The 20931-nt window shown below is 46.7% G+C and carries 16 protein-coding genes; 2 read left to right on the forward strand and 14 right to left on the reverse strand.

The genetic code is table 11. The features are described 5' to 3' along the window. Nucleotides 1-54: 54 nt before the first annotated feature. The 6 genes from MLD56_RS17440 to MLD56_RS17465 all read right to left on the reverse strand — a co-directional run bounded on the left by MLD56_RS17440 (nt 55) and on the right by MLD56_RS17465 (nt 8085). Nucleotides 55-408 carry a hypothetical protein gene (locus tag MLD56_RS17440; RefSeq protein WP_029515421.1) on the reverse strand — a complete coding sequence of 118 codons (354 nt, stop codon included), beginning with the start codon at nt 406-408 and terminating at the stop codon, nt 55-57. A gap of 130 nt (nt 409-538) precedes the next feature. Further along, nucleotides 539-1540 (reverse strand): 2-keto-3-deoxygluconate transporter, encoded by a 1002-nt coding sequence (gene kdgT, locus MLD56_RS17445; protein WP_029515422.1) that lies wholly within the window; start codon nt 1538-1540, stop codon nt 539-541. A gap of 48 nt (nt 1541-1588) precedes the next feature. Continuing rightward, nucleotides 1589-2596: a tripartite tricarboxylate transporter substrate binding protein gene (locus MLD56_RS17450; RefSeq protein ID WP_029515423.1), complete on the reverse strand. Its 1008-nt coding sequence runs from the start codon at nt 2594-2596 to the stop codon at nt 1589-1591. Between the two features lie 129 nt (nt 2597-2725). Continuing rightward, complete coding sequence (locus MLD56_RS17455) at nt 2726-5173, reverse strand: AraC family transcriptional regulator (RefSeq protein WP_029515424.1); 2448 nt, start codon at nt 5171-5173, stop codon at nt 2726-2728. Nucleotides 5174-5388: 215 nt separating this feature from the next. Continuing rightward, nucleotides 5389-7053, reverse strand: coding sequence for a methyl-accepting chemotaxis protein (locus MLD56_RS17460; RefSeq protein WP_029515425.1), 1665 nt, complete (start codon nt 7051-7053; stop codon nt 5389-5391). A 27-nt stretch (nt 7054-7080) separates the two neighbouring features. Next, the gene (locus MLD56_RS17465; RefSeq protein ID WP_029515426.1) at nt 7081-8085 is read right to left on the reverse strand and encodes a BMP family lipoprotein; all 1005 of its coding nucleotides are present in this window, start codon (nt 8083-8085) and stop codon (nt 7081-7083) included. Nucleotides 8086-8369: 284 nt separating this feature from the next. Between MLD56_RS17465 and MLD56_RS17470 the strand changes: the two genes are divergently transcribed. Beyond that, nucleotides 8370-11546, forward strand: a complete 3177-nt coding sequence (locus MLD56_RS17470; RefSeq protein ID WP_039274494.1) for a bifunctional cytochrome P450/NADPH--P450 reductase — start codon at nt 8370-8372, stop codon at nt 11544-11546. A gap of 95 nt (nt 11547-11641) precedes the next feature. Here the strand turns inward: MLD56_RS17470 and MLD56_RS17475 are convergent, their stop codons facing one another. The 4 genes from MLD56_RS17475 to MLD56_RS17490 form a co-directional block, all read right to left on the reverse strand. Next, a complete protein-coding gene (locus MLD56_RS17475) occupies nt 11642-12229 on the reverse strand; it encodes a restriction endonuclease (protein WP_029515428.1) in 588 nt (195 codons plus the stop codon). Nucleotides 12230-12404: 175 nt separating this feature from the next. Then, the gene (gene aspA, locus MLD56_RS17480) at nt 12405-13814 is read right to left on the reverse strand and encodes an aspartate ammonia-lyase (protein WP_029515429.1); all 1410 of its coding nucleotides are present in this window, start codon (nt 13812-13814) and stop codon (nt 12405-12407) included. 185 nt (nt 13815-13999) lie between these two features. Continuing rightward, on the reverse strand, nt 14000-14545 hold the full coding sequence (locus MLD56_RS17485; RefSeq protein ID WP_029515430.1) for a GNAT family N-acetyltransferase: 546 nt from the start codon (nt 14543-14545) through the stop codon (nt 14000-14002). A 112-nt stretch (nt 14546-14657) separates the two neighbouring features. Continuing rightward, nucleotides 14658-15059, reverse strand: coding sequence for a VOC family protein (locus MLD56_RS17490; protein WP_029515431.1), 402 nt, complete (start codon nt 15057-15059; stop codon nt 14658-14660). 396 nt (nt 15060-15455) lie between these two features. On the opposite strand from MLD56_RS17490, the gene MLD56_RS17495 reads away from it, so the two are divergent. Further along, nucleotides 15456-16619 carry an aminotransferase A gene (locus MLD56_RS17495; RefSeq protein WP_029515432.1) on the forward strand — a complete coding sequence of 388 codons (1164 nt, stop codon included), beginning with the start codon at nt 15456-15458 and terminating at the stop codon, nt 16617-16619. Nucleotides 16620-17131: 512 nt separating this feature from the next. On the opposite strand, the gene MLD56_RS17500 is transcribed toward MLD56_RS17495, so the two are convergent. The 4 genes from MLD56_RS17500 to MLD56_RS17515 are packed head-to-tail and all read right to left on the reverse strand — an operon-like array spanning nt 17132 to nt 20924. Continuing rightward, nucleotides 17132-18205, reverse strand: coding sequence for an ABC transporter substrate-binding protein (locus MLD56_RS17500; protein ID WP_029515433.1), 1074 nt, complete (start codon nt 18203-18205; stop codon nt 17132-17134). Further along, a complete protein-coding gene (locus MLD56_RS17505; protein ID WP_013372269.1) occupies nt 18202-19023 on the reverse strand; it encodes an ABC transporter permease in 822 nt (273 codons plus the stop codon). Before MLD56_RS17505 ends, MLD56_RS17500 begins: the two co-directional genes overlap by 4 nt. Further along, nucleotides 19013-19825: an ABC transporter permease gene (locus tag MLD56_RS17510; protein ID WP_023989586.1), complete on the reverse strand. Its 813-nt coding sequence runs from the start codon at nt 19823-19825 to the stop codon at nt 19013-19015. The genes MLD56_RS17505 and MLD56_RS17510 overlap by 11 nt, the downstream gene beginning before the upstream one ends. Next, a complete protein-coding gene (locus MLD56_RS17515; RefSeq protein WP_029515434.1) occupies nt 19815-20924 on the reverse strand; it encodes an ABC transporter ATP-binding protein in 1110 nt (369 codons plus the stop codon). The genes MLD56_RS17510 and MLD56_RS17515 overlap by 11 nt, the downstream gene beginning before the upstream one ends. Between the last annotated feature and the right edge of the window lie 7 nt (nt 20925-20931).

Here is a 20931-nt window from a genome sequence, read left to right on the forward strand (position 1 = left end):
GTAACAATGACAATAAAAAGAGCTGGCTCCGAAAACGGGGGCAGCTCTTTTTATTTATTTTTTATCCACTTGCAATAGCGTCACCGTTTTAAGAGAAACAGCATCTTTTATTTGCTCCTCTGCGATGACCTTGAGCTTAAGCAAACTGGCAATCTTCGACGTATCCGGCTTGGAAAACAAGCGCCATAGCTGCGGATCAGGCAGTGAATCATACAGCTTTGTATGATCGTATTCCTTACGGTGCTGCTGCACAATCTTGACCCGATAGTTGCCAATTTCCCAATCTGACACTTCCTGCTGCGCACAATGAGCGGTAATGTCATTACGCAAATCAGTCAGTTCACCTTCAATTTCTTTTTGCTTTTGCTTTAACTGATAGTAGCGACGCACTTTGTTTTCCAATCCCATCACGCTCCTCTGCTTACATATGTATGTTTGCAGAAGCGTTTTAGGACAAGTTTTGTGATGTTAGGATTGAAGGTATAACTGCAAAAGCATTTCCCGGGTAATGGAAAGATTTTAGGATACTGCAAAATCCTTATTTAGATATATTCGCTCCTGGATTTACAGGCCCTGCTCCTCGGGATTTCTCCTTACGCTTCATATAATTGGCCCAGTATGCCGTCAGAATAGGTACCAAAATCGAGGTCACAATGACCGAAGCGGCAACTAAGGCCGTTGCAGATTGCGCAACAGGCAGGAACTCAGGCTTGATATTGGCGACAATGACTGGGTTCGCTACTGCTGCACCTGCTGTACTGGAAGCTGCGATTCCTGCTGTACCGTTGCCACCACCGATATATTTGTCCGCCAAAATTAGTGGAATACCTGTAACGAGAATGACAAAAATACCCAATAAAATACCGAGCATACCTGTCTGGACAATGACACTCAAGTCAATGGAACAACCAAGTGCAAAACCGAAAAATGGAATTAAGGCTTGCGTTGCGTTCCCAAAATACTTTCGGAAATCATGATCCAGATTGCCCAACATAAAGCCGATCAAAAATGGTAATACCGCCCCCACAAATGTCTGCGGTTCGAAAACGGCCAGTCCGGTGCTACCCAAAATAATCATGGTCACTAATGGACCCGATTCCAGTGACATCAGTACAAATGCTCCCGCCTCTTCCTTGGAGCCATACTGCTGCATAATGGAGGCGTATAACCCGCCGTTCGTCATATCCATAGCCGAGATCAGCGCCAGCACCGACAAACCTGCAAATAGCCCACTTTCTACACCCCCAACAGGCAGCAATCTGGATGCAATGATCGCCACTACCCACGCGACCGCGATTTTAGTCAATACGAGCGTTCCTGATTTACGCAATACAGTACCCGTCGCTCGCACATCTATAGAAGCCCCCATACAAAAAAACCACACTGCTAAAATGGGTACCGTACCTGTCATCAGCCCCTTGGTAAAAGATCCAAAATAGTCGCCTGCCCATGGAGTAAATGTATGAAAAAGCGCGCCAATAAACAGCGGCACCAGCATAATGCCCCCTGGAATTTTATCAATGTTTTGTTTGATTTTCATAACTTCGTTCAACCCTTTCGTTTTTGCCAATGCAAAAACAAGGCCGTGTCACTTGCGGCTCAAACCGAGCTCGGGAATCAGTCTCGCGAAGGTATCATGACTCTCCTTCAGTTGTCGCGCGAATGCGTCTGCATCCTGGACACGCAATCCCAACCCATGCTTACGCATTTCCTCCCTGAATTCCTCGTCTTTCGTTCCCTTGATCAGTGCATCCGTTAGCGTTTGAGCAACTGCATCCGGTGTATCCTTAGGCACAGCCAGCCCTCTCCAAGTGCCGATAAAATGTACACGCAGCCCAGTGGCTTGCTGTAGTGTCGGCACTTTTGGAAACGCTTCCGAAATAGTGTCTGACTGGATCGCCAGTATGCGAAGTTTCCCTTCGTCCACGTATTTCTTCACTTCTGCGGGACTGACGGGTACAGCATCCACAAATCCGCTCATTAAAGCGGAGACGGCTGGGCCTGCTCCCTCATAAGGGATATGGGTAAAGCGGACTCTGCTTTTCTGCTCCAACATTGCGGCAGCAAGGTGCCATATGCTCCCTGTGCCTGCATTCCCCATTTTGAGCTTGCCGGGATGGGCCTCAGCATCCTCCAGAAATGCCTCTGCTGTCTTCCATCGTGCATCCGCCCGAACCGTAATGGCGGAAGGGTCCATATTGGTTTGAAGCAGCGGCTTAAATCGCTCATAGGTGAGCGGTAGCAGTCCCAGATGAGGCAACGTAGTCAGCTCAGCGACCAGATACGTTACGGTATAACCGTCCGCCTGCGCCTCAGCCCCTTCCATCAGCCCGACAGAACCGCCTCCTCCCGTTCGATTGACGACGATGATCGGCTGACCGAGATGCTTTTCGGCGGCTTTCGCCAACGCTCTCGCGGTAATATCTGTACCGCCTCCGGCTGCATAGGGAACGACGAGGGTTATTGGCTTCGTAGGAAATATACGGCTGTGATCCTGCAAGGTGCGGTGATCCACATATTCACTGATACTCAAGGCAGAAAGCATAGCTACTCCCGCCGCAACCAGCACATATTTTTGCCATGGCTTTTTCTTCATTACGTTTCCTCTTCTCCAAAAACGAACTGGGCCCGTCATGCGCCCGTTTTCACCTCCACCGTTTTCGGTCTTGTTGTTTGCGTTTACATGAAGTCAATGTACCGCAACGTGGAGGGCTACAGCTATCGCTTAATCTTCGTATTTATCTTCTATTTCGCCAAAGTATCGGCCTTTTGACCGATCTGCATATTCATTGGAAGATTTGCTGATTTGTCTGAATTTCCCTGGGGTCACTTGCTTATGCTTGCGGAATACTCGGATAAAGCTGTTCTCATTTCGGTATCCGACCTGTTCTGCAATTTCTCCGATTTTCAAATGGGTTTCACATAGTAATGTGCATGCCTTTTTTACGCGTAATCCAGTCAAATAATCGTAAACGGTGGTCCCTGTTTCTTCCTTGAACATACTGCTCACCGAGGACACGCTCATGTGAACATGATCCGCAATTTCCTGAAGCCCGATGTTCAAATGCAAATGATGTTCCATATATTCGATCATCTCTTGTACACGCACAAAATCTTTGGACTGAATACGTCCGTGCCATTTTTCTTCAATATCAGTCAACATAGTGACCAGCAATACCTCAATGTCTTGAAGGTCTAGCGTCAGAATCTGATTCCAGTGGTAATCAGCAAGCTGATCCGGCGGCGTCACACTCTGAGTGGCACACCATTTTAGCAAATCTTCCAGCAATTCATGAACAAACAAGTAGACCTGGGCTGGGGATGTTCTGTGGAGTCGAAGTTCTTCTACCCAGTGGCTGATTAGCTTTACACTTGCACCCGGTTCCTGCGACTCCAGGGCATGAATTATTTCCACACGCCGATCGTCCAACAATGTTGAATCCTGAATTTGCTCCTTTGACTGTTCATCCACTGTATTATCCTTTTTCACACTTATATCGCTGTCCATATTCGTATATGAACGTCCATACCCCTCATACAAACGCAAATTAAGGGCCTCTTTTCCTTTTATAAAAGATGCCCGTGCCTCTTGAATATCCGTGACCATATGACCAATCCCTATAGAAATGGTCAAAGGAAGATACTCACCGACAACCTGAATCAGTCTATCAACGCTTTTGTGAAGCAAAATACTCTCTTGGAGGGCAGTCTCCGAACCAACTTCAACTTCATTCGAACTCTCGCTGTACTGTAACAGCACAATAAAACCACTTTCCTCTTCCGGCGAGCATACTGCTTTCCAGTAAGGTTCGAGCATCTCTAGCAAAATATTGTTCAGCGCATACTTGAGCAGCATTTTATCCTCTTCTGGAAAGCTTGCAGCCCACGCAGAATATCGGTCGATGGACACGATTATGACAAACAAAGAATTACCGTCCCAATCGGAAAAATACTGTTCCCATTTCATACGCATTTCCTGTATGCCCATTCTACGCTGGATGACATCTTCCATATATTTGGAACGCAGCTCCGGCAGGCTTCGCTCTACCACCAATGATTTGCGATGAAACTCTCCAACCAGTTTGCTAATCACAGGTTCCAGGTCATACAATCCTCCTTGGCGCGTTCCCTTATTACCCGAATTCAATAGGCTATTAATTTTTTTCATGGGGCGAAAAGCTGCATAGTTGTAATAGTAAACTGCTGAGCACCCAGCCAGTATGGAGATAAAGGCCAGCCACAGCATCATATTGCGCGCCAGCTTTACATTTTTTAGCAGCTTGTCCATCGGAACGAGCGAGACTAGACGCCAGCCCGTTACATCAGAAAAGGTTTGGTTCGCCATATATTCCATATTCCCTATCTCCACATAAGCATAGGGGCTCACATCCAGCTCTTTCAAAACCCTGCCCATATCATTTAAGGGTAAGGACAATCTCAGCTTGGGATAGATCAACTCGCCCTCCAGATCATACACGTATTGCGAGTTGGATAAATGAATATATAGTTTGGAGAAAAAACGGTCGTAATCCAGATTGATTAGCACCGCACCCATGACCTGACCATTCTCTACTATGGGCCTGGCCAGCGAAAGCAGCTCTAACGTCCCCTGCTCACGATCGGTGCCGTACCATCTCCGCTTAATCAACAACGGTTTTTTTTGAATGTCCTGAATCCAGGGAACCCATGTGGTATCCGGTGCCTGCTTCCAATCAGGCATGTAACCATAATTGCTGGATACGAGAGCATGATTGTCCAAAGAAATCACTTCAACCGAATAAATTTCTTCGTGTGAAGAAAGGGTTTTCAAGTATTTCTGAAGCCGATCTATGACGGAGGCGTTATCTTCCAGCGATTTCCTATCCGTTTGGGCACGTACAAAAGCCTCTACATCCGGATGATATGCTGCATCCAGCGCCTTGTTATCAGACTCACGAAAAGCCCGATTGGTTACATCCAGATTGATTTGCAATAATTCTATATTGGGTGTGTTCAGCTCGGTATCCAAACCTTCACGGTATCCTGAATACGATAGCAAGCCGATCACGCTAATCACGAGCGACACACACAAAGTGAGCAGTAGAATCAGTCTTGTCTGTTTATTTTTCAGTATCAATTGAAGCTTAAGTCGCAACATTCCCGTAACTTCATCCTTCCGGACTTCGTTGTCCATCTTCCTCTTGCCCATATACGTGGTGACATATTCTCCCTAAATCTATTTGACGTAAGAGTTGGAATTCCCTGCCTATGTAAATCAAACTTAATAAAACTTCATATGAGTACATCATTAAAATAAAAAAAGAAGAAGTCTCCCTGTGTTAGGTAGAACTTCTTCTTTGGCTGCTTATATTCATTATTCAGCAAAAACAGATACTCGCTTCACAGGTTTTAGCTTGTCTTTTCCACCTGAAAACGATCCAGTTCCCGCTGCATTTCCTCGCGAATCTGACGAAGCTCTTTTACCTTCTCAGCCGATTCCTCAAATGAACGCTTCTGCTCTACCGTGGAAGCTGTAATCTCTTCGCTGCCTGCAGCGGATTGCTGAGTGATTGCGCTGATATTTTCGATAGCTTGCTGCACCTGTACGCTCAATTCTCGCGATACATTCATGTCCGTTGATAGCTTGCTGACTTGGCCGGCAATTTGCTGCACTTTGCCACTAATCTCTGTAAACGATTCTCCGGTCGAGGAGGTTGCCTTCTCCTGCTCACGGAACAGCTCCTGACTTTGCGCCACAGAAGTCTTCACTTTATCCATAGCCTGCGTAATACCGTCAACTGCGGTATAAATTTTCTTTACAGCAGACTCTGATTGATTCGCCAGCTTTTTCACTTCATTGGCAACCACAGCAAAACCTTTTCCTGCTTCACCCGCACGTGCAGCCTCAATAGAAGCATTCAAGGACAACAGCGATGTTTGGCTGGCAATTTCGGATACGTATCCAGTCATGGTTGTAATCTCGGCTGCATTAGCTTCCAGCTCCTTGACTGTCTGCTCCACTTCGGACATGGCTGAACGATTTTCTGCAACAATACGCAGTTGATCGCTCATGACCCGCGTACCCTGCTCAATGACACGCAAAGCATCCTCACTATACGCGGTCGATTGAGTGGTCTCCAGCAGATTCGATTCAAACTTTTGCTGCATCTCGTCCACAACACCAACTGTCGACGACAGATCCTCAGCAATTTTCTGACTGCCTATCGCCAGTTCCTCTGTTGACGTGCTGACTTGTGTCACAATTTCCTTCATGGCCTCATTATGGTGATCAATATCCCGAGCCATCAGATCGACACGATTACCCGCCTGATCAATGGAGAGTACAATGCTGCGCAAGTTCCCGATCATTACCCGGAAAGATTCATTGAGCTCGTCCAGCTCATCGCGTCCCTTCGTTTGTGCGAGCTGAACGGTCAGATTCCCCTCGGCAATTTGCTTTGCGGCATCCGTTAACTTACGTGTTCTAAGGGCAAGCTGCCTGGAGGTGTATGTATTATATAGCCCAACTGCCACCAGAAGTAAAACTGCACCTGCTAAGGCCAATTGCCAAGTAAAACGAATGCTCTTGGTCAAATCTTCTGTGTATTGGTCATAACGTGCCTTGGTCAGCAGATCCAGCATAAAAACATCGTTCTGAATCCCCTGGGCGCGCATGGCCTCCCGCTTGGACTCCGGACTGTTTTGGGTACTCATTGCTTTCTCCGTTGCTACTTTCAATTGGCTGAATTTTGTTTTAATCGTATTCAGTCGTTTTTGCTGTTCTTCGGTCTGCATCATGCCCTGTGAAAGCAAAGCAATCGTCTTTTCAGACTGAGTCAGTTGATTTTGCACATCAGCTTTGTTGCTCTCTGTCATGGAAGCAGAATAATTTTGCAACGCCTGTCCTGACTGAATCAAATAGGCATTGAGCTGCTGTACATTCAACATAGCCGGAACCAAATTACTACTTTGCGAGTTAATACGAATTAATTCAAAAATGATATATGCCACTAAAGCCAGACAAGCGATCAAGGAAATCATCGCATTCAGCACCAGTTTACCTTGCAGTTTCATCAGCTTTCATCCTCCGTTTGCGAAAATTTATTGGGTGGGAACAGTAAGTGTGCCGGATTTGATTTTTTCCTTTAAATCATCCAACAACTTTTGCTGATCCGGACTCAGTGTCACGACACGAATAGGCGCTAAACCTACGCCATCTTCTGCAAGACCAAACACCATATCCTTCTCCGTAAATTTTCTTTGATGATCTGCAAAGCCTTTGACTGCTGTATAAATTGCAATGTCTACATTTTTAAACATCGAGGTCACTACCGCCTTTTCCGCAATAAAAAACTGGTCGCTATCGACCCCGATGGCTAATTTTTGCTGTTTTTGCGCTTCCTGTAGCGCACCTACGCCCGTGAGACCTGCGGCTGCAAAGATAACATCAATCTGATCCTGATTAATCATGTCATCTGCAATTTTCGTACCCAGTTCCGGCTTTCCAAAATCTCCTGCATACGTTGCAGTAACTTTGGCATTAGGCTTGACTGATTGCACCCCTGCGCGGTACCCAATTTCAAATTTTTTCAACAGAGGAGATTCCGCACCTCCAAGAAAACCCACCTGTTCGGTGCGACTCGTCAAACCGGCAACGACCCCAGCCATAAAACTGCCCTCTTCTGCTTTGAAGCTAATAGAGGCCACATTCGGTAAATCTGATTTCTCATCCACGATTAAAAATTTACGGTCTGGGTATTTTTTGGCAATGGATTCCATACTGTCCTTCACCATATAACCCAACCCAATGATTAAATCCGCTTTTTCTTGAGCAAGCTGCTCAAAAGCCGCATCATACGTCTTGGTCTCCGTTATTTCCCGGTATTCAAAAACAATCTTCCCCTCATCCCGTGCCTTGACCAAACCTCGAAAAGCCGCGTCGCTGTAAGATTGGTCACCCAGACCAATATCTGACAGTACGATTCCCACCTTAATGGGTTCGGCCTTGGTTTGTACGTCTGATTGCCCACATGCACTTACCAATAATGCAAAGATCGTGACAATGGGAATCCACCTAAAAGTTAATAATAGAGCTCGTTTCTTCATGACATATCACCTCAACATAAAATGCAAATCCCCAACATCTTTATATCGGTTATAAAAGCATATTTTTTCATAAGAGTTTCTGTAAATTCATTGTTAATAGAAGTGTGATAAGTGTGATGTCTTTGTTTATTATGTAAAAAATGTATATTTTGCTTTGTTTTTATTATACGAACTGTCCAAATTCATTTATTTTCGTTTATACCGGAAGAATAAAGTGTAATTTGGAAAACATAGGTACTTTGAAACCATCACCCTATTTCAATCTGAAAGGAGCAACATTTAAAATGACTTCGACCCATTTAATTCCACAACCCAAAACATATGGTCCCTTAGGAAATCTGCCCTTGATCGATACACATGCCCCTGTCCAGTCTCTGGTTAAGCTTGCTAATGAGTACGGTCCCATCTTTCGCATGGATCTGCCTGAAGGAACGAACATTTATATTTCCGATCATAAGCTGGTGGCAGATGCTTGTGATGAATCCCGTTTCGATAAGCAGGTGTGGGCTCCCTTACAAAAAGTACGAGCTTTTGCTGGAGACGGACTATTCACAAGCTGGACTGAGGAACCGAACTGGCGCAAGGCCCACCAAATATTGCTACCAAGCTTTAGCCAGCGGGCTATGAAGGGTTACCACAATATGATGCTTGATCTTGCGGTTCAGCTGGTGCAGAAATGGTCTCGGCTCAATCCAGATGAAAGTGTAGAGGTACCGGAAGATATGACCCGGCTGACTTTGGATACCATCGGATTATGCGGCTTTAATTATCGTTTTAACAGCTTTTACCGCGACCAGCCCCATCCGTTCGTGACCAGTATGACACGCGCACTGGATGAAGCAATGGGTCAGTTGCAACGCCTCAATTTGCAAAACAAGCTGATGTTATCGAAGAAAAAACAGTTTAAACACGACATCGAAACGATGTTCTCTCTGGTGGACAGCATTATTCAAGAACGCAAAACCCTGGGCAACCAAGGTGAAGAGGATTTACTGGCGCGTATGCTGGAAGGCAAGGACCCGGAAACAGGTGAAACGCTGGATGATGAAAATATCCGTTATCAGATCATCACCTTCCTCATCGCCGGTCATGAAACGACCAGTGGGCTTTTATCCTTTGCCATTTACCATTTGCTTAAAAATCCACGAATGCTAACTAAAGCCTATGAAGAAGTGGATCGCGTGCTCACCGATTCGCTGCCTTCCTATACTCAGGTGCGTGAGCTCAAGTACATAAGGATGATACTGAATGAAGCTCTGCGGCTATGGCCGACAGCGCCCGCCTTCTCGCTCTTCGCCAAAGAAGATACACTGCTCGACGGAACCTATCCGCTTAAAAAGGGCGACAGTGTAAATGTACTCATCCCGAAACTGCACCGTGATACCGAGGCTTGGGGTGAAGATGTTGAGGAATTTAGACCAGAACGCTTTGGGGACCCATCCGCCATTCCACAAGATGCCTATAAACCGTTTGGCAACGGTCAACGGGCCTGTATTGGACAACAGTTTGCCTTACAGGAGGCCACCCTTGTGCTGGGTATGGTACTGAAACATTTTGAGCTGATTGATCATACTCATTATGAGTTGAAAGTCAAAGAGACGCTCACACTCAAGCCTGAGGGCTTCACCATTCAAGTACGACCGCGTAGCACACAGACTGCCGTCATGCTGCCGGGTGCCGCTCAAGAACTTCATGAACAGGAGGAACAAAAAGTTGCAGCTCCTCATGCCGAAAAACATGATACTTCTTTGCTGTCTTTGTACGGCTCGAATCTGGGTACAGCTGAGGGACTTGCGGGTGAACTAGCCGATTTAGGTCGGAATTGGGGTTTTAACAGTAGCATAGCAACTCTGAATGAACATGTGGACCATTTGCCTAAAGAAGGCGTGGTACTTATTACGACTGCATCTTATAACGGACATCCGCCGGATAATGCTGATGCCTTTGTAGAATGGTTGAAGCAGGTAGACGAGGGCCAACTGGCAGGCATAAGGTACGCTGTCTTTGGTTGCGGTGACCGGAATTGGGCCAGCACGTATCAGCGCATTCCAAGGATGATTGATGAGCTAATGGCTGCCAAAGGGGCAAAGCGACTGTATGATCGGGGCGAGGGCGACGCCAGTGGTGACTTCGAGAAGGATTGGGAAGTCTGGAATCGCGGCCTATGGCCGGAATTGCTGAATGCTTTCGGCATAGAGCACAGTGATACAGAACCACAGGACACCAGCAGTCTGAGCATAGAGTTTGTAAGCGACGTACTTAGCGCTCCTCTGGCGGCCAACTATGAGGCAACTACTGCCGTTGTTACCGCGAATCGTGAATTGCACGCTGCTGAAAGTGAACGCAGTACACGGCATCTGGAGATCCAATTACCAACCGGATTGTCCTATCGCGAGGGTGATCATCTGGGTGTTTTGCCGCGTAATCCTGCTTCGTTGGCGAATAGAGTAATGCAACGCTTTAAGTTACAGGATCAAGACTACATCGTATTGAGAGGCAGTGACCGGGATGCGGCGCATCTCCCCTTAGATCGGCCTGTCAGCGTAGGAGATTTGCTCACTCTCAGTGTGGAACTGCAAGAACCGGCAACGAGAGCCCAGCTACGGCAACTAGCATCCTTTACAGTGTGTCCACCGCACAAGAAAGAAATCGAAGCTTTGCTAGAGGATGCTACCTTTGATCAAGAGATACGACAGAAGCACGTCACGATGCTGGATATTCTGGAGAAGTATCCAGCCTGCGAGCTGCCATTTGAAAACTTTATCTCGCTGTTACCTCCACTCAAGCCTAGGTACTACTCCATCTCAAGCTCTCCGCTTGAATCGGAGAATTCAGCGAGTATAACCGTGGGCGTCGTGCGTGGACCAGCCCGTAGCGGACAGGGCGAATACCTGGGAATTGCCTCCAACTATTTGGCGCAGCTCCAACCAGATGATCCAATTGTCATTTTTGTGCGTAAGCCTCAGTCGGGCTTCCGTTTGCCGGAAGATCCGACGGTGCCTGTCATCATGGTCGGTCCAGGTACTGGAGTGGCACCATTCCGCGGATTCCTCCAAACCCGCCATGTACTTAAAGAAAGAGGGGAACAGCTCGGCGAGGCTCACCTATACTATGGCTGCCGTAATCCTAAGCTTGACTATCTGTACAAGCAAGAGCTGCAAGCCTGGGAGCAGGAAGGAATCGTTACGCTTCATACAGCCTTTTCACGTCTGCCCGATCAACCCAAAAGATACGTGCAGCATGTCATGAAAGAAGATGCGGACACTCTGATTCACTTACTTGATGAAGGAGCGCATCTATATGTATGCGGTGATGGTAGCCGGATGGCTCCCGATGTAGAAAACACCCTTTGTGCTGCTTACGCGGAAGCACACCATACCAGTAAAGAAGAAGCACAGCAATGGTTGGATCGTCTCCAACAGGAAAAACGCTATGCCAAGGATGTCTGGACAGGCATCTAATGATAACAGTATAAGAACAAGCACCATGTTAAAAAATAAAAGGGACTGATTACTGGCCTTCAAACTCGTCGCCAGTAGTTCAGTCCCTTTTATGATTATCTTTCACTCCATTTGGAAGCAATCACATCTACTTTACTTTCTAATAGGTCCATAACCTCCTCGCGGTGCCTAGCCTTGAATAAATCTATGATGTCGATCAAGTCGTTGCGATCTAATAATTTAACCCCGTTGACAGCAGCAAGTGTTTTACAAGATTCCGTATAACGGCCGGAGGTGATGACGATAGACTTGTCGGCCGCATAATAACGCATAGAGGTGTAAATTTCCTGTACTGCTCCCAAGCCCACCGGATGTTGTACGCCATAACGTTTGGCCTGTATGACAACTCTGACGCCTTCACGGTCTGTAAAAACCAGATCCGCTCCAAAATCCCGGCTACTGGTTGTTTTATAGATGTCCTTATAGCCAAGCGCGGATAATAACCGTTGCAAATAAAGCTCAAATTCCGAGCCATCCTCCATACGATCTATATCCTGAATTCCAATTTTGCGTGGGTCCAGATCACGTAAAATCCGATTTCTGCGACCGCGTATCAGTCCTCTGATGATGAGCGCAAACAACACTAAAAGTACAATGAGCCCTATTCCTAATTCCTTGTATGCCAATAATTTTTCTAGCAACATCCAACTCTCCCTTTTCTACCATAAGCGTAGCCGTATCATCCTTAACAGGGAACTCCCCTATGCACGCTGGCTCCCCTATTACATCTCTCTTTATCACATAACAATAGCCCCGCCAGATTCGACGGGGCTATCTTCGTCTTGCCTCAAAGCTGTCTAAATTCCATACTCCGCATCATTATTCGCGATTCAGCAAAGATTCTCCGGCAATACCAGGCTGAGTCATTTGGTACGGGTCCAATATAATGTCCAACTCTTCCTCGGTCAGTACATTATACAGCAGGCACAGCTCGCGCACCGATTTCCCCGTCGTAATTGCTTCGCGGGCAATGCGTGATACTACCTCATATCCAAGGTGGGGATTGAGTGCTGTAATAATACCTACACTGTTCTCCACATATTCACGGCACCGCTCCACATTTGCTTCAATTCCTTCTACACAATGTATACGGAAAACGTGGAAGCCCTGCTTCATAATTTCCAGCGATTGCAGCAGATTGTAGACAAGCACAGGCTCCATCACGTTCAGCTCCAGCTGACCCGCCTCTGAAGCCAGGCAGATCGTATGATCATTACCAATGACCTGAAAAGCAATTTGGTTAATGACCTCACACATCACCGGATTTACCTTACCTGGCATAATGGATGACCCTGGCTGACGAGCAGGCAGACTCAGTTCTCCCAGACCTGCACGAGGTCCGGAAGCCATTAAGCGGATGTCATTTGCCACCTTAGACATATTCATCATACAAATTTTCAAGGCGGCAGACACTTCGGTATAAGCATCCGTATTTTGTGTAGCATCTACAAGATTTTCGTCAGCTTCCACAGGGAAGCCACTGACGTCTGCCAGTACCTCTGCAACACGCTGAATATAACGACGGTCTGCATTCAGGCCAGTACCCACCGCAGTTGCACCCATATTAATCGTTAACAGGTGCTGTTTGGTCGCACGCACGCGTCCGATATCACGACCCAGCACACGCGCATAAGCCTGAAACTCCTGTCCTAATCGGATTGGCACTGCATCCTGCAAGTGGGTTCTACCCATCTTAATCACACTATCAAACTCATTGGCCTTGCGGGAAAATGCCTCCTGAAGCTCACTCATGGTATCCAACAGTTTATCAATCATGCTTAATACAGCCAAGTGTACGGCTGTAGGAAAAGCATCGTTCGTCGATTGCGCCATATTAACATGATTATTAGGACTGATCTCCTGATAATCTCCGCGTTGCTTGCCAATCAGCTCCAACGCGCGGTTCGCAATCACTTCATTTGTATTCATATTAATGGACGTGCCTGCGCCGCCCTGAATGGGATCGACGATGAAATGATCATGCAACTGTCCTTGTATAATCTCATCAGCAGCCTGAATAATGGCCTCTGCTTTGGGGCGGTGTAAACGGGTTAGTTCCATATTTACCGTCGCTGCTCCCTTTTTCACGATCGCCATGGCTTTAATCAACTCAGGGTGCAGTCGTTGGCCTGTAATTGGAAAATTTTCTTTTGCCCTCAGCGTTTGTACACCGTAATAGGCATCTAATGGTACTTCCTTGGTACCTAAAAAATCATGCTCCAACCTCATATTCTCTGATTCCTCCGCTGTGTTTGCTACGTTCTTCAATTCAGTACAGCCAAATTGACATAAAAAGACCTCTTCTGATCCCCTCTTCATTATACGTTCCGATTCCCGTGCTTTACCAGTCGAATAAACGCGGAAAAAGGTTATGTAATCCTATGACAAGTTATGATTACCCGTATATACCAGGGTTATTCGGCAAATGCTCCGCTATGACTGGAATACGGATTTAATGGCTTATAATAATATCGAGTGGCATGCAGTTGACCATCGGCTGATTGAGCGTAATCCGGAATAACACCAGCTTCCACGAACCCGATCGACTCGTATAGTCCATTGGAGGGATCACCCATCCGCGTATCTAGCACCAGTAACGTTCTACCCTGACTTAGTGCCTCTTCTTCCGCTGCCTTCATTAACTGACGTGCGATCCCAAGCCTGCGCCCGGACGGATGTACCATAAGCTTTGCAATTTCCGCACGATGAATTGCGTTAGCTTTTTGAGCCAAATGAAGCTGGACCGTCCCTACAGGTACTTCGTCCTTCTCGGCAATCCACAGAACTACGCCATCCTCAAGTACATTATTCCAATAAGCTGCTGCTTCCTGATAACCTAATGGAGGTAAGAAACCTATAGATGCACCGTCTGCAACCACGTCGATTAACAGTCGACTCAGTGAATCTGTCAGGGCTTCGTTCAGAGCTTGAACAGGGTAAACTCTCACTTCGTTAGACATTGTGATTCCTCCCGGTGAGTTCGATAACATACAATAAAGAAAGTAAACTATCTTTTTAGGATAGCTTACTTTCCATGGTACTTTGTTTACTACTTAATCACCCTTACTTCTATTACTGCTCTGCCATATAAAAGAACTCCCACAAATGACCATCCAAATCCTGAAAGCTCCATCCATACATAAAACCATGATCTTGAGGTTCATTCGAGGGCTGGCCGCCTGCTTCCAAAGCCTTGCGAACGATCTCGTTCACCTTTTCTCGGCTCTCCACCGATAGAGCAACAATCGCTTCTGTGCTTTTCGTGGCATCTGAAATTTCCTTTGTAGTGAACGCTTTAAAACGTTCTTCAACCAATAGCATGACAAAAATATGCTCACTAACAACCATGCAGGTTGCATGTTCATCAGTGAACTGAGCGTTAAATTCAAATCCAATTGTAGTGAAAAAATCAATGGAGTGCTGTAGGTTTTTAACTGGTAAATTCACAAAAATTTGTTTAGCTGTTACTCCCACGATGCTTCACCTCTTCATTCTACTTTATCATACGACTTCTCCACAAAAGATAACTTAACTACCTCACAAAGTCAATCAATCTGACATTTGCAATTAAACTAACAACTCTTACCTTGTCCCTTAGCTTGCTTTACACCAAGAATAGGCTTGTACAACAAAATGGCTTCAGATGTTTTTTCATCCTGATCCACTTGATCATCCACTCTTGGATTTAGAAGCTGTTCCCTTCCCCAATTTAGCCATGATTACGCTTACAAACATATCCTATATTTAAGATACCACAAATTAGCCAATTTAGTACTTAAATTATGTAAAAATGAATTCTTCTTGCCGTAGCGTAATCAGATCATATTATTGTAAACTTGTTCTAATACAGAAAAAGGTGGCACACACGCTATGGAGCATTTGCTTAACGATCAGGTCAAAAATATTCAAATCAGCGGCATCCGCAAAATCGCAAATAAAGTTGCCGCATTACCCGGAACGCTCTCCTTAACGATTGGACAGCCGGATTTCCCTACCCCTGCGCATATTATGGAAGCTGCCCATCGGGCGATTGATGAAGGCCGGACCACTTATACACCTAATCCGGGACTGCCGGAATTACGAGAAGCCGCAGCGGCGTTTGTAGCCCGTAAATACGGCCTAAATTACCGTGGACAGGATGAGGTTATCGTAACGAACGGAGCCAGTGAAGCGCTGGATATTACCTTACGCACGATTTTGTCACCCGGTGATGAAGTCATTCTACCCGTGCCAATCTACCCAGGGTACGAGCCATTGATCCGTTTGTCAGGCGGCATTCCTGTGTTTGCCGATACCCGCAGTAGCGGATTCAAGCTCACAGCCGAGGTGCTGGAGCCTTATCTGACCGAACGGACAAAAGCAGTCATTCTCGGATATCCTTCGAATCCGACCGGGCGAGTGATGAGCCGCGAAGAACTGGAAGCGGTCGCCGATTTACTGAAGGAGCGCGATCTGTTTATCATTTCGGACGAAATATACAGCGAACTGATTTACGATACCCCCCACGTGTCCATTGCAGCTCTTCCAGGTATGCGGGAGCGCACCATCGTCATTAACGGTCTGTCCAAATCACATTCCATGACGGGATGGCGTATTGGTTTTACACTTGCACCCGCTGTAATTACACAGCACATGGTCAAAGTCCATCAGTACAACGTGACCTGCGCTAGCTCAATTAGCCAATATGCAGCACTCGAAGCCCTGACCGTCGGGGTGGATGATGCACTTCCGATGCGCGAGGAGTACCGCCGACGTCGCGACTATGTACACGGAAGACTGACTGATATGGGAATTCCACTAGAGAAGCCTGAGGGAGCCTTTTATCTCTTCCCTTCCATCGCCCATTTTGGATTAAGCTCGATGGGTTTTACCTTGAAGCTGCTGGAAGAGCATGGAGTGGCTGTAGTACCTGGAGATGCCTTTTCTTCCTATGGCGAAGGATACGTTCGCTTGTCCTATGCTTACGGACAGGATGTGCTGGAGCAAGGATTGGATAAAATAGAGAAGTTTGTTAGAGGAATGGTGAGGGGTTAAGGTGGTTAGAGGCGCTACGCAGTCCATTTGATCTTCCGATCGCTGTTGCTGGGGGATTCTTGAATTGGATAAAACATTTATAGGTAAGAATCCCGCCACAAAAGCGAACGCTGCCGCTTCTCCAGATTCAAATGACCCGCTTCGCTCACTGCCCACCTTAAAGTCCCAAAATTCTCTAACGTGTGTGTGGAGCAGCAGGATAAAAGAATACTCACCGCTTTACACGGTGAGTAAACAGAATAGGCCTCTGAGGCACCCCTACGGGTGGCTCAGAGGCCTATTCTTCCACTACTCCCACGCGCTATCGGCGTAGGGATTCATGGGTGACTAGCTTTAAGCACGGTGCAGCGGAGGGGGCGGAATGGTACTGGACAAGCGAAGCGGTCGCCTTTAAATTCCGATTTCCACCTTTATGCGGTAATCATAAAAATCGGAATTTAACAGCGATGGTAAGCACCATCCGCCTCCGCAGCGACCTCTAAAGCGCAAACCTGAATCCTCACGCCACTCCCCTACTTTAAATGCATTTTGAATTGCAGGAACAATTCGTTGTAATGAGCGAGCATGCGCTTGCCCAGATTGTCGTACACTTCCAGCTTATCTGTAATGTCGGACGGAGGGTAAAAACGCTCGTCGCCAGAGATATCTTTAGGCAGCAATTTCTTTGCATCCTTGTTTGGCGTGGAGTATCCTACAAATTCGGCATTTTGAGCGGCTACATCGGGCTGCATCATGAAATTGATGAACTTATGGGCCGCATCCACATGGGTAGCGGTTTTTGGAATAACTATATTATCAAACCACAGGTTGGAACCTTCATCCGGCACGATGTAATCGAGCTTATCGTTCTCATCCATGATTTCAGACGCATCACCGGACCATACAACCCCGGCAGCAGCTTCCTCGTTTGCCAGCAGCATTTTAATCTCGTCACCAACAACCGCTTTGACATTGGGCGCTAATTTCTCCAACTTCGTCAAAGCCTGCTGCAAATGTGCCTCATTCGTATCATTCAAGGAGTAGTGGAGACTGTTCAGCGACATGCCCATAATCTCCCTAGCTCCATCAACCAGCAACAGGTTATTACGTAACTTCGGGTCCCACAGGCCATCCCAGCTATGAAAATCAATGCCTTTCGTCAGCTCCGGGTTAAACACAATCCCGACTGTACCCCAAAAATACGGAACCGAATATTGGTTATTCGGATCAAACGAAAGGTTTAGATAATGTGAATCTACATGCTTCAAATTCGGCAGCTTGCTATGGTCCAACGGGAGCAACAAGTGCTCCTGCTTCATTTTAGCCAAAGCATATTCCGAGGGAACCGCTACATCAAACGAAGTTCCTCCCTGCTCGATTTTCGTCAGCATCGCCTCATTGGAATCAAAGGTCTGATAAATGACAGTAATCCCCGTCTCCTTCTGAAACCGTTCCAACAACTCAGGGTCAATGTAGTCTCCCCAGTTGTACACCGTCAGTGTGTTGCCACCGGAGTAGCCTTGACTGGAATTCAGCCATGCCGCCACTCCCATCAGCCCAAACGAGATGATGAAAATCGACAGAAACACGCGCACAAGTGACTTCATCTAGGCACCCCCATTTCTGCCGCAGGCTCTTTTTTACCATTGCGATTCGCCTTGCGCATAATAAAGTAGTAGCCCACTACCAACAACACAGTAAATAGGAAAATGAGCGTGGACAGCGCATTGATGGACAAGGAAACCCCTTGCCGGGCACGTGAGTATATTTCCACCGATAAAGTCGAATAGCCACTGCCTGTCACAAAAAAGGTCACCGCAAAATCATCCAGCGAGTACGTTAACGCCATAAAAAAGCCCGCATAAATCCCTGGCTTGATAAAGGGCAAAATCACCTTGGTCAGTACATCCAGCCGGCTGGCACCCAAATCACGCGCAGCATCCACCAGGGATGGACTCATTTCCTGAAGCCGCGGCAAAATCATAATGACCGCAATCGGCACACTAAACGCAATATGGGACAATAAAACGGAGTAGAAACCCAGCTTAATCCCGACCATCGTGAACAAAATAAGGAAGGAAGCGCCGATAATGACGTCCGGGTTCACGATCAATACATTATTGAGCGACAGCAGCGTATTTTTGACTCGACGGTTCTGCATCTGATGGATAGCCAGCGCACCCATAATGCCAATAATCGTAGCCAACGCAGATGACAGCAAAGCAATCACCAAGGTGTTAATGACAATAATGATCAAGCGAGTGTCTGCAAACACCTCTTTGTAATACTGGAGTGTAAAACCCTCAAACTCATGCATCGTCCCGCCGCTATTGAAGGAATAGTACATCAAATACAAAATAGGCGCGTACAAAACGAGAAAAACAATCACCAAATAAATATTTCCGAATCGGTTTTTATTTACCATGCCGCACCCTCCGTTTCGTTCCCGAGGTGAGCAGCATAATGATCCCCATCGCCAAAATCAGGAACACGGCAACCGTAGAGCCCATACCCCAATCCTGAGTAACCAGAAAATGCTGCTCTATCGCCGTCCCCAGTGTAATCACACGGTTACCTGCAATCAGGCGGGTAATCATAAACAGCGACAACGCTGGAATAAACACAGCCATGCAACCAGATCGCACACCCGCAAGCGTTAACGGAAAAATAACCCTGCGAAACGCAGTCCACTTGGAGGCTCCCAAATCACGGGCTGCGTCCAGCAATGAAGGGTTTAACCCTTCCAACGCGTTATAGATGGGCAAAATCATAAAAGGCACAAAAATATAAACCGACACAAACACAAAGCTGGAGCTGGTAAACAATAATTGCTGACCTCCCAACCCAACCATACCTAACACCGCATTCACCGGACCATAGGTTCCGAAAATCCCAATAAAAGCATACGTTTTGAGTAACAGGTTAATCCAGGTCGGCAAAATAATGAGCAACAGCCACAGCTGCTTATGCTTGGTGCGTGTGAGTAAATAGGCTGCCGGGTAAGCAACTAACAGTGAAAATACAGTGATCAGAAATGCATACCAAAACGAGCTAAGCGTCATGCTCAAATAAACAGGTGTCAGAAACTGAGCATAGTTGTTGAATGTGAGATGACCATCCACATCAAATAGTGAATAGTAAAACACAAGTACAACCGGAGCCGCCACAAACAGCACAATCCATAAATAATAAGGCAGCAGATACGCTGCTCTTGTATTACCGGACATGCTGATCCACCTCTTCATAGGCTTCCAGACGCCGATCAAATTCTTCCTCTGTTTCCCCGAACCGCATCACATGGATCGCTTCCGGGTCAAATCGCAGACCGATTTCACTGCCCAGCTCCGCCTTTTTGGTAGAATGCACGAGCCATTCCTGTCCCGAATCATCATAGCAGCTTATTTCATAGTGAACACCACGGAACAATTGGGTATCCACTTTTACACGCAGCTTGCCTTCAACAACACTCGTAATCTCCAGATCCTCCGGTCGGATCACGATTTCAATGGGCTCGTTCGGACGTAAGCCTCCGTCGACACATTCAAACTGTCGGCCGTTAAATTCCACTTGGTAATCCGCAATCATCCGTCCTGGGACAATATTGGATTCGCCGATGAAATCAGCAACAAACCGATTGATCGGCTCATCATAAATATCATTAGGCGTACCACTCTGCTCAATCTTACCTTTGTTCATGACAAAAATTTCGTCCGACATGGCCAGTGCTTCCTCCTGATCATGCGTAACGAAAATAAAGGTAATTCCAAGGCGCTGCTGCATTTCGCGCAAAATGTACTGCATTTCAGTACGCAGCTTTAAATCCAATGCAGACAACGGTTCATCCAACAAGAGAACGTCAGGCTCATTAACGATAGCCCGTGCGATGGCAACACGCTGACGCTGTCCTCCGGACATCTCAGAAATTTCCCGCTCGCCGTAGCCTTCCAGATTGACAAAGGACAACGCCTGTGTCACCTTCTCTTGGATGTCCTTTTTATTCATCTTTTTGATTCGCAGACCAAAGGCTACATTTTCAAACACATTCAGATGCGGAAATAGCGCATAATCTTGAAAAACCGTATTGACCTGCCGCTCATTGGCTGGAACACGATTAATGAGTTTTCCATTTAAATAAATAGAGCCTTCTGTCGGCTCCGCAAAACCTGCAATCATACGCAGAATCGTCGTTTTACCACAGCCGGAAGGCCCCAGCAGTGTATAAAATTTACCACGCTCAATTTCAAAGCTGACGTCCGCCAGCACTGGGGGATCGTTGTCATATTGCTTGGTCACCCGTTCAAATCGGATGATGGTTTGCTCTCCCATAACACCC

It is taken from the genome of Paenibacillus peoriae (assembly GCF_022531965.1).
GTDB lineage: Bacteria > Bacillota > Bacilli > Paenibacillales > Paenibacillaceae > Paenibacillus > Paenibacillus polymyxa_D.

Excerpts from the sequence above, each read along its gene's own strand:
- MLD56_RS17460 (WP_029515425.1), bottom strand. The coding sequence starts at position 7,053 with ATGAAACTGCAAGGTAAACTGGTGCTGAATGCGATGATTTCCTTGATC.
- MLD56_RS17495 (WP_029515432.1), top strand. The coding sequence starts at position 15,456 with ATGGAGCATTTGCTTAACGATCAGGTCAAAAATATTCAAATCAGCGGC.
- MLD56_RS17465 (WP_029515426.1), bottom strand. The coding sequence starts at position 8,085 with ATGAAGAAACGAGCTCTATTATTAACTTTTAGGTGGATTCCCATTGTC.
- kdgT (WP_029515422.1), bottom strand. The coding sequence starts at position 1,540 with ATGAAAATCAAACAAAACATTGATAAAATTCCAGGGGGCATTATGCTG.
- MLD56_RS17500 (WP_029515433.1), bottom strand. The coding sequence starts at position 18,205 with ATGAAGTCACTTGTGCGCGTGTTTCTGTCGATTTTCATCATCTCGTTT.
- MLD56_RS17510 (WP_023989586.1), bottom strand. The coding sequence starts at position 19,825 with ATGTCCGGTAATACAAGAGCAGCGTATCTGCTGCCTTATTATTTATGG.
- MLD56_RS17485 (WP_029515430.1), bottom strand. The coding sequence starts at position 14,545 with ATGTCTAACGAAGTGAGAGTTTACCCTGTTCAAGCTCTGAACGAAGCC.
- MLD56_RS17475 (WP_029515428.1), bottom strand. The coding sequence starts at position 12,229 with ATGTTGCTAGAAAAATTATTGGCATACAAGGAATTAGGAATAGGGCTC.
- MLD56_RS17450 (WP_029515423.1), bottom strand. The coding sequence starts at position 2,596 with ATGAAGAAAAAGCCATGGCAAAAATATGTGCTGGTTGCGGCGGGAGTA.
- aspA (WP_029515429.1), bottom strand. The coding sequence starts at position 13,814 with ATGAGGTTGGAGCATGATTTTTTAGGTACCAAGGAAGTACCATTAGAT.
- MLD56_RS17455 (WP_029515424.1), bottom strand. The coding sequence starts at position 5,173 with ATGGACAACGAAGTCCGGAAGGATGAAGTTACGGGAATGTTGCGACTT.
- MLD56_RS17505 (WP_013372269.1), bottom strand. The coding sequence starts at position 19,023 with ATGGTAAATAAAAACCGATTCGGAAATATTTATTTGGTGATTGTTTTT.
- MLD56_RS17440 (WP_029515421.1), bottom strand. The coding sequence starts at position 408 with ATGGGATTGGAAAACAAAGTGCGTCGCTACTATCAGTTAAAGCAAAAG.
- MLD56_RS17470 (WP_039274494.1), top strand. The coding sequence starts at position 8,370 with ATGACTTCGACCCATTTAATTCCACAACCCAAAACATATGGTCCCTTA.
- MLD56_RS17515 (WP_029515434.1), bottom strand. The coding sequence starts at position 20,924 with ATGGGAGAGCAAACCATCATCCGATTTGAACGGGTGACCAAGCAATAT.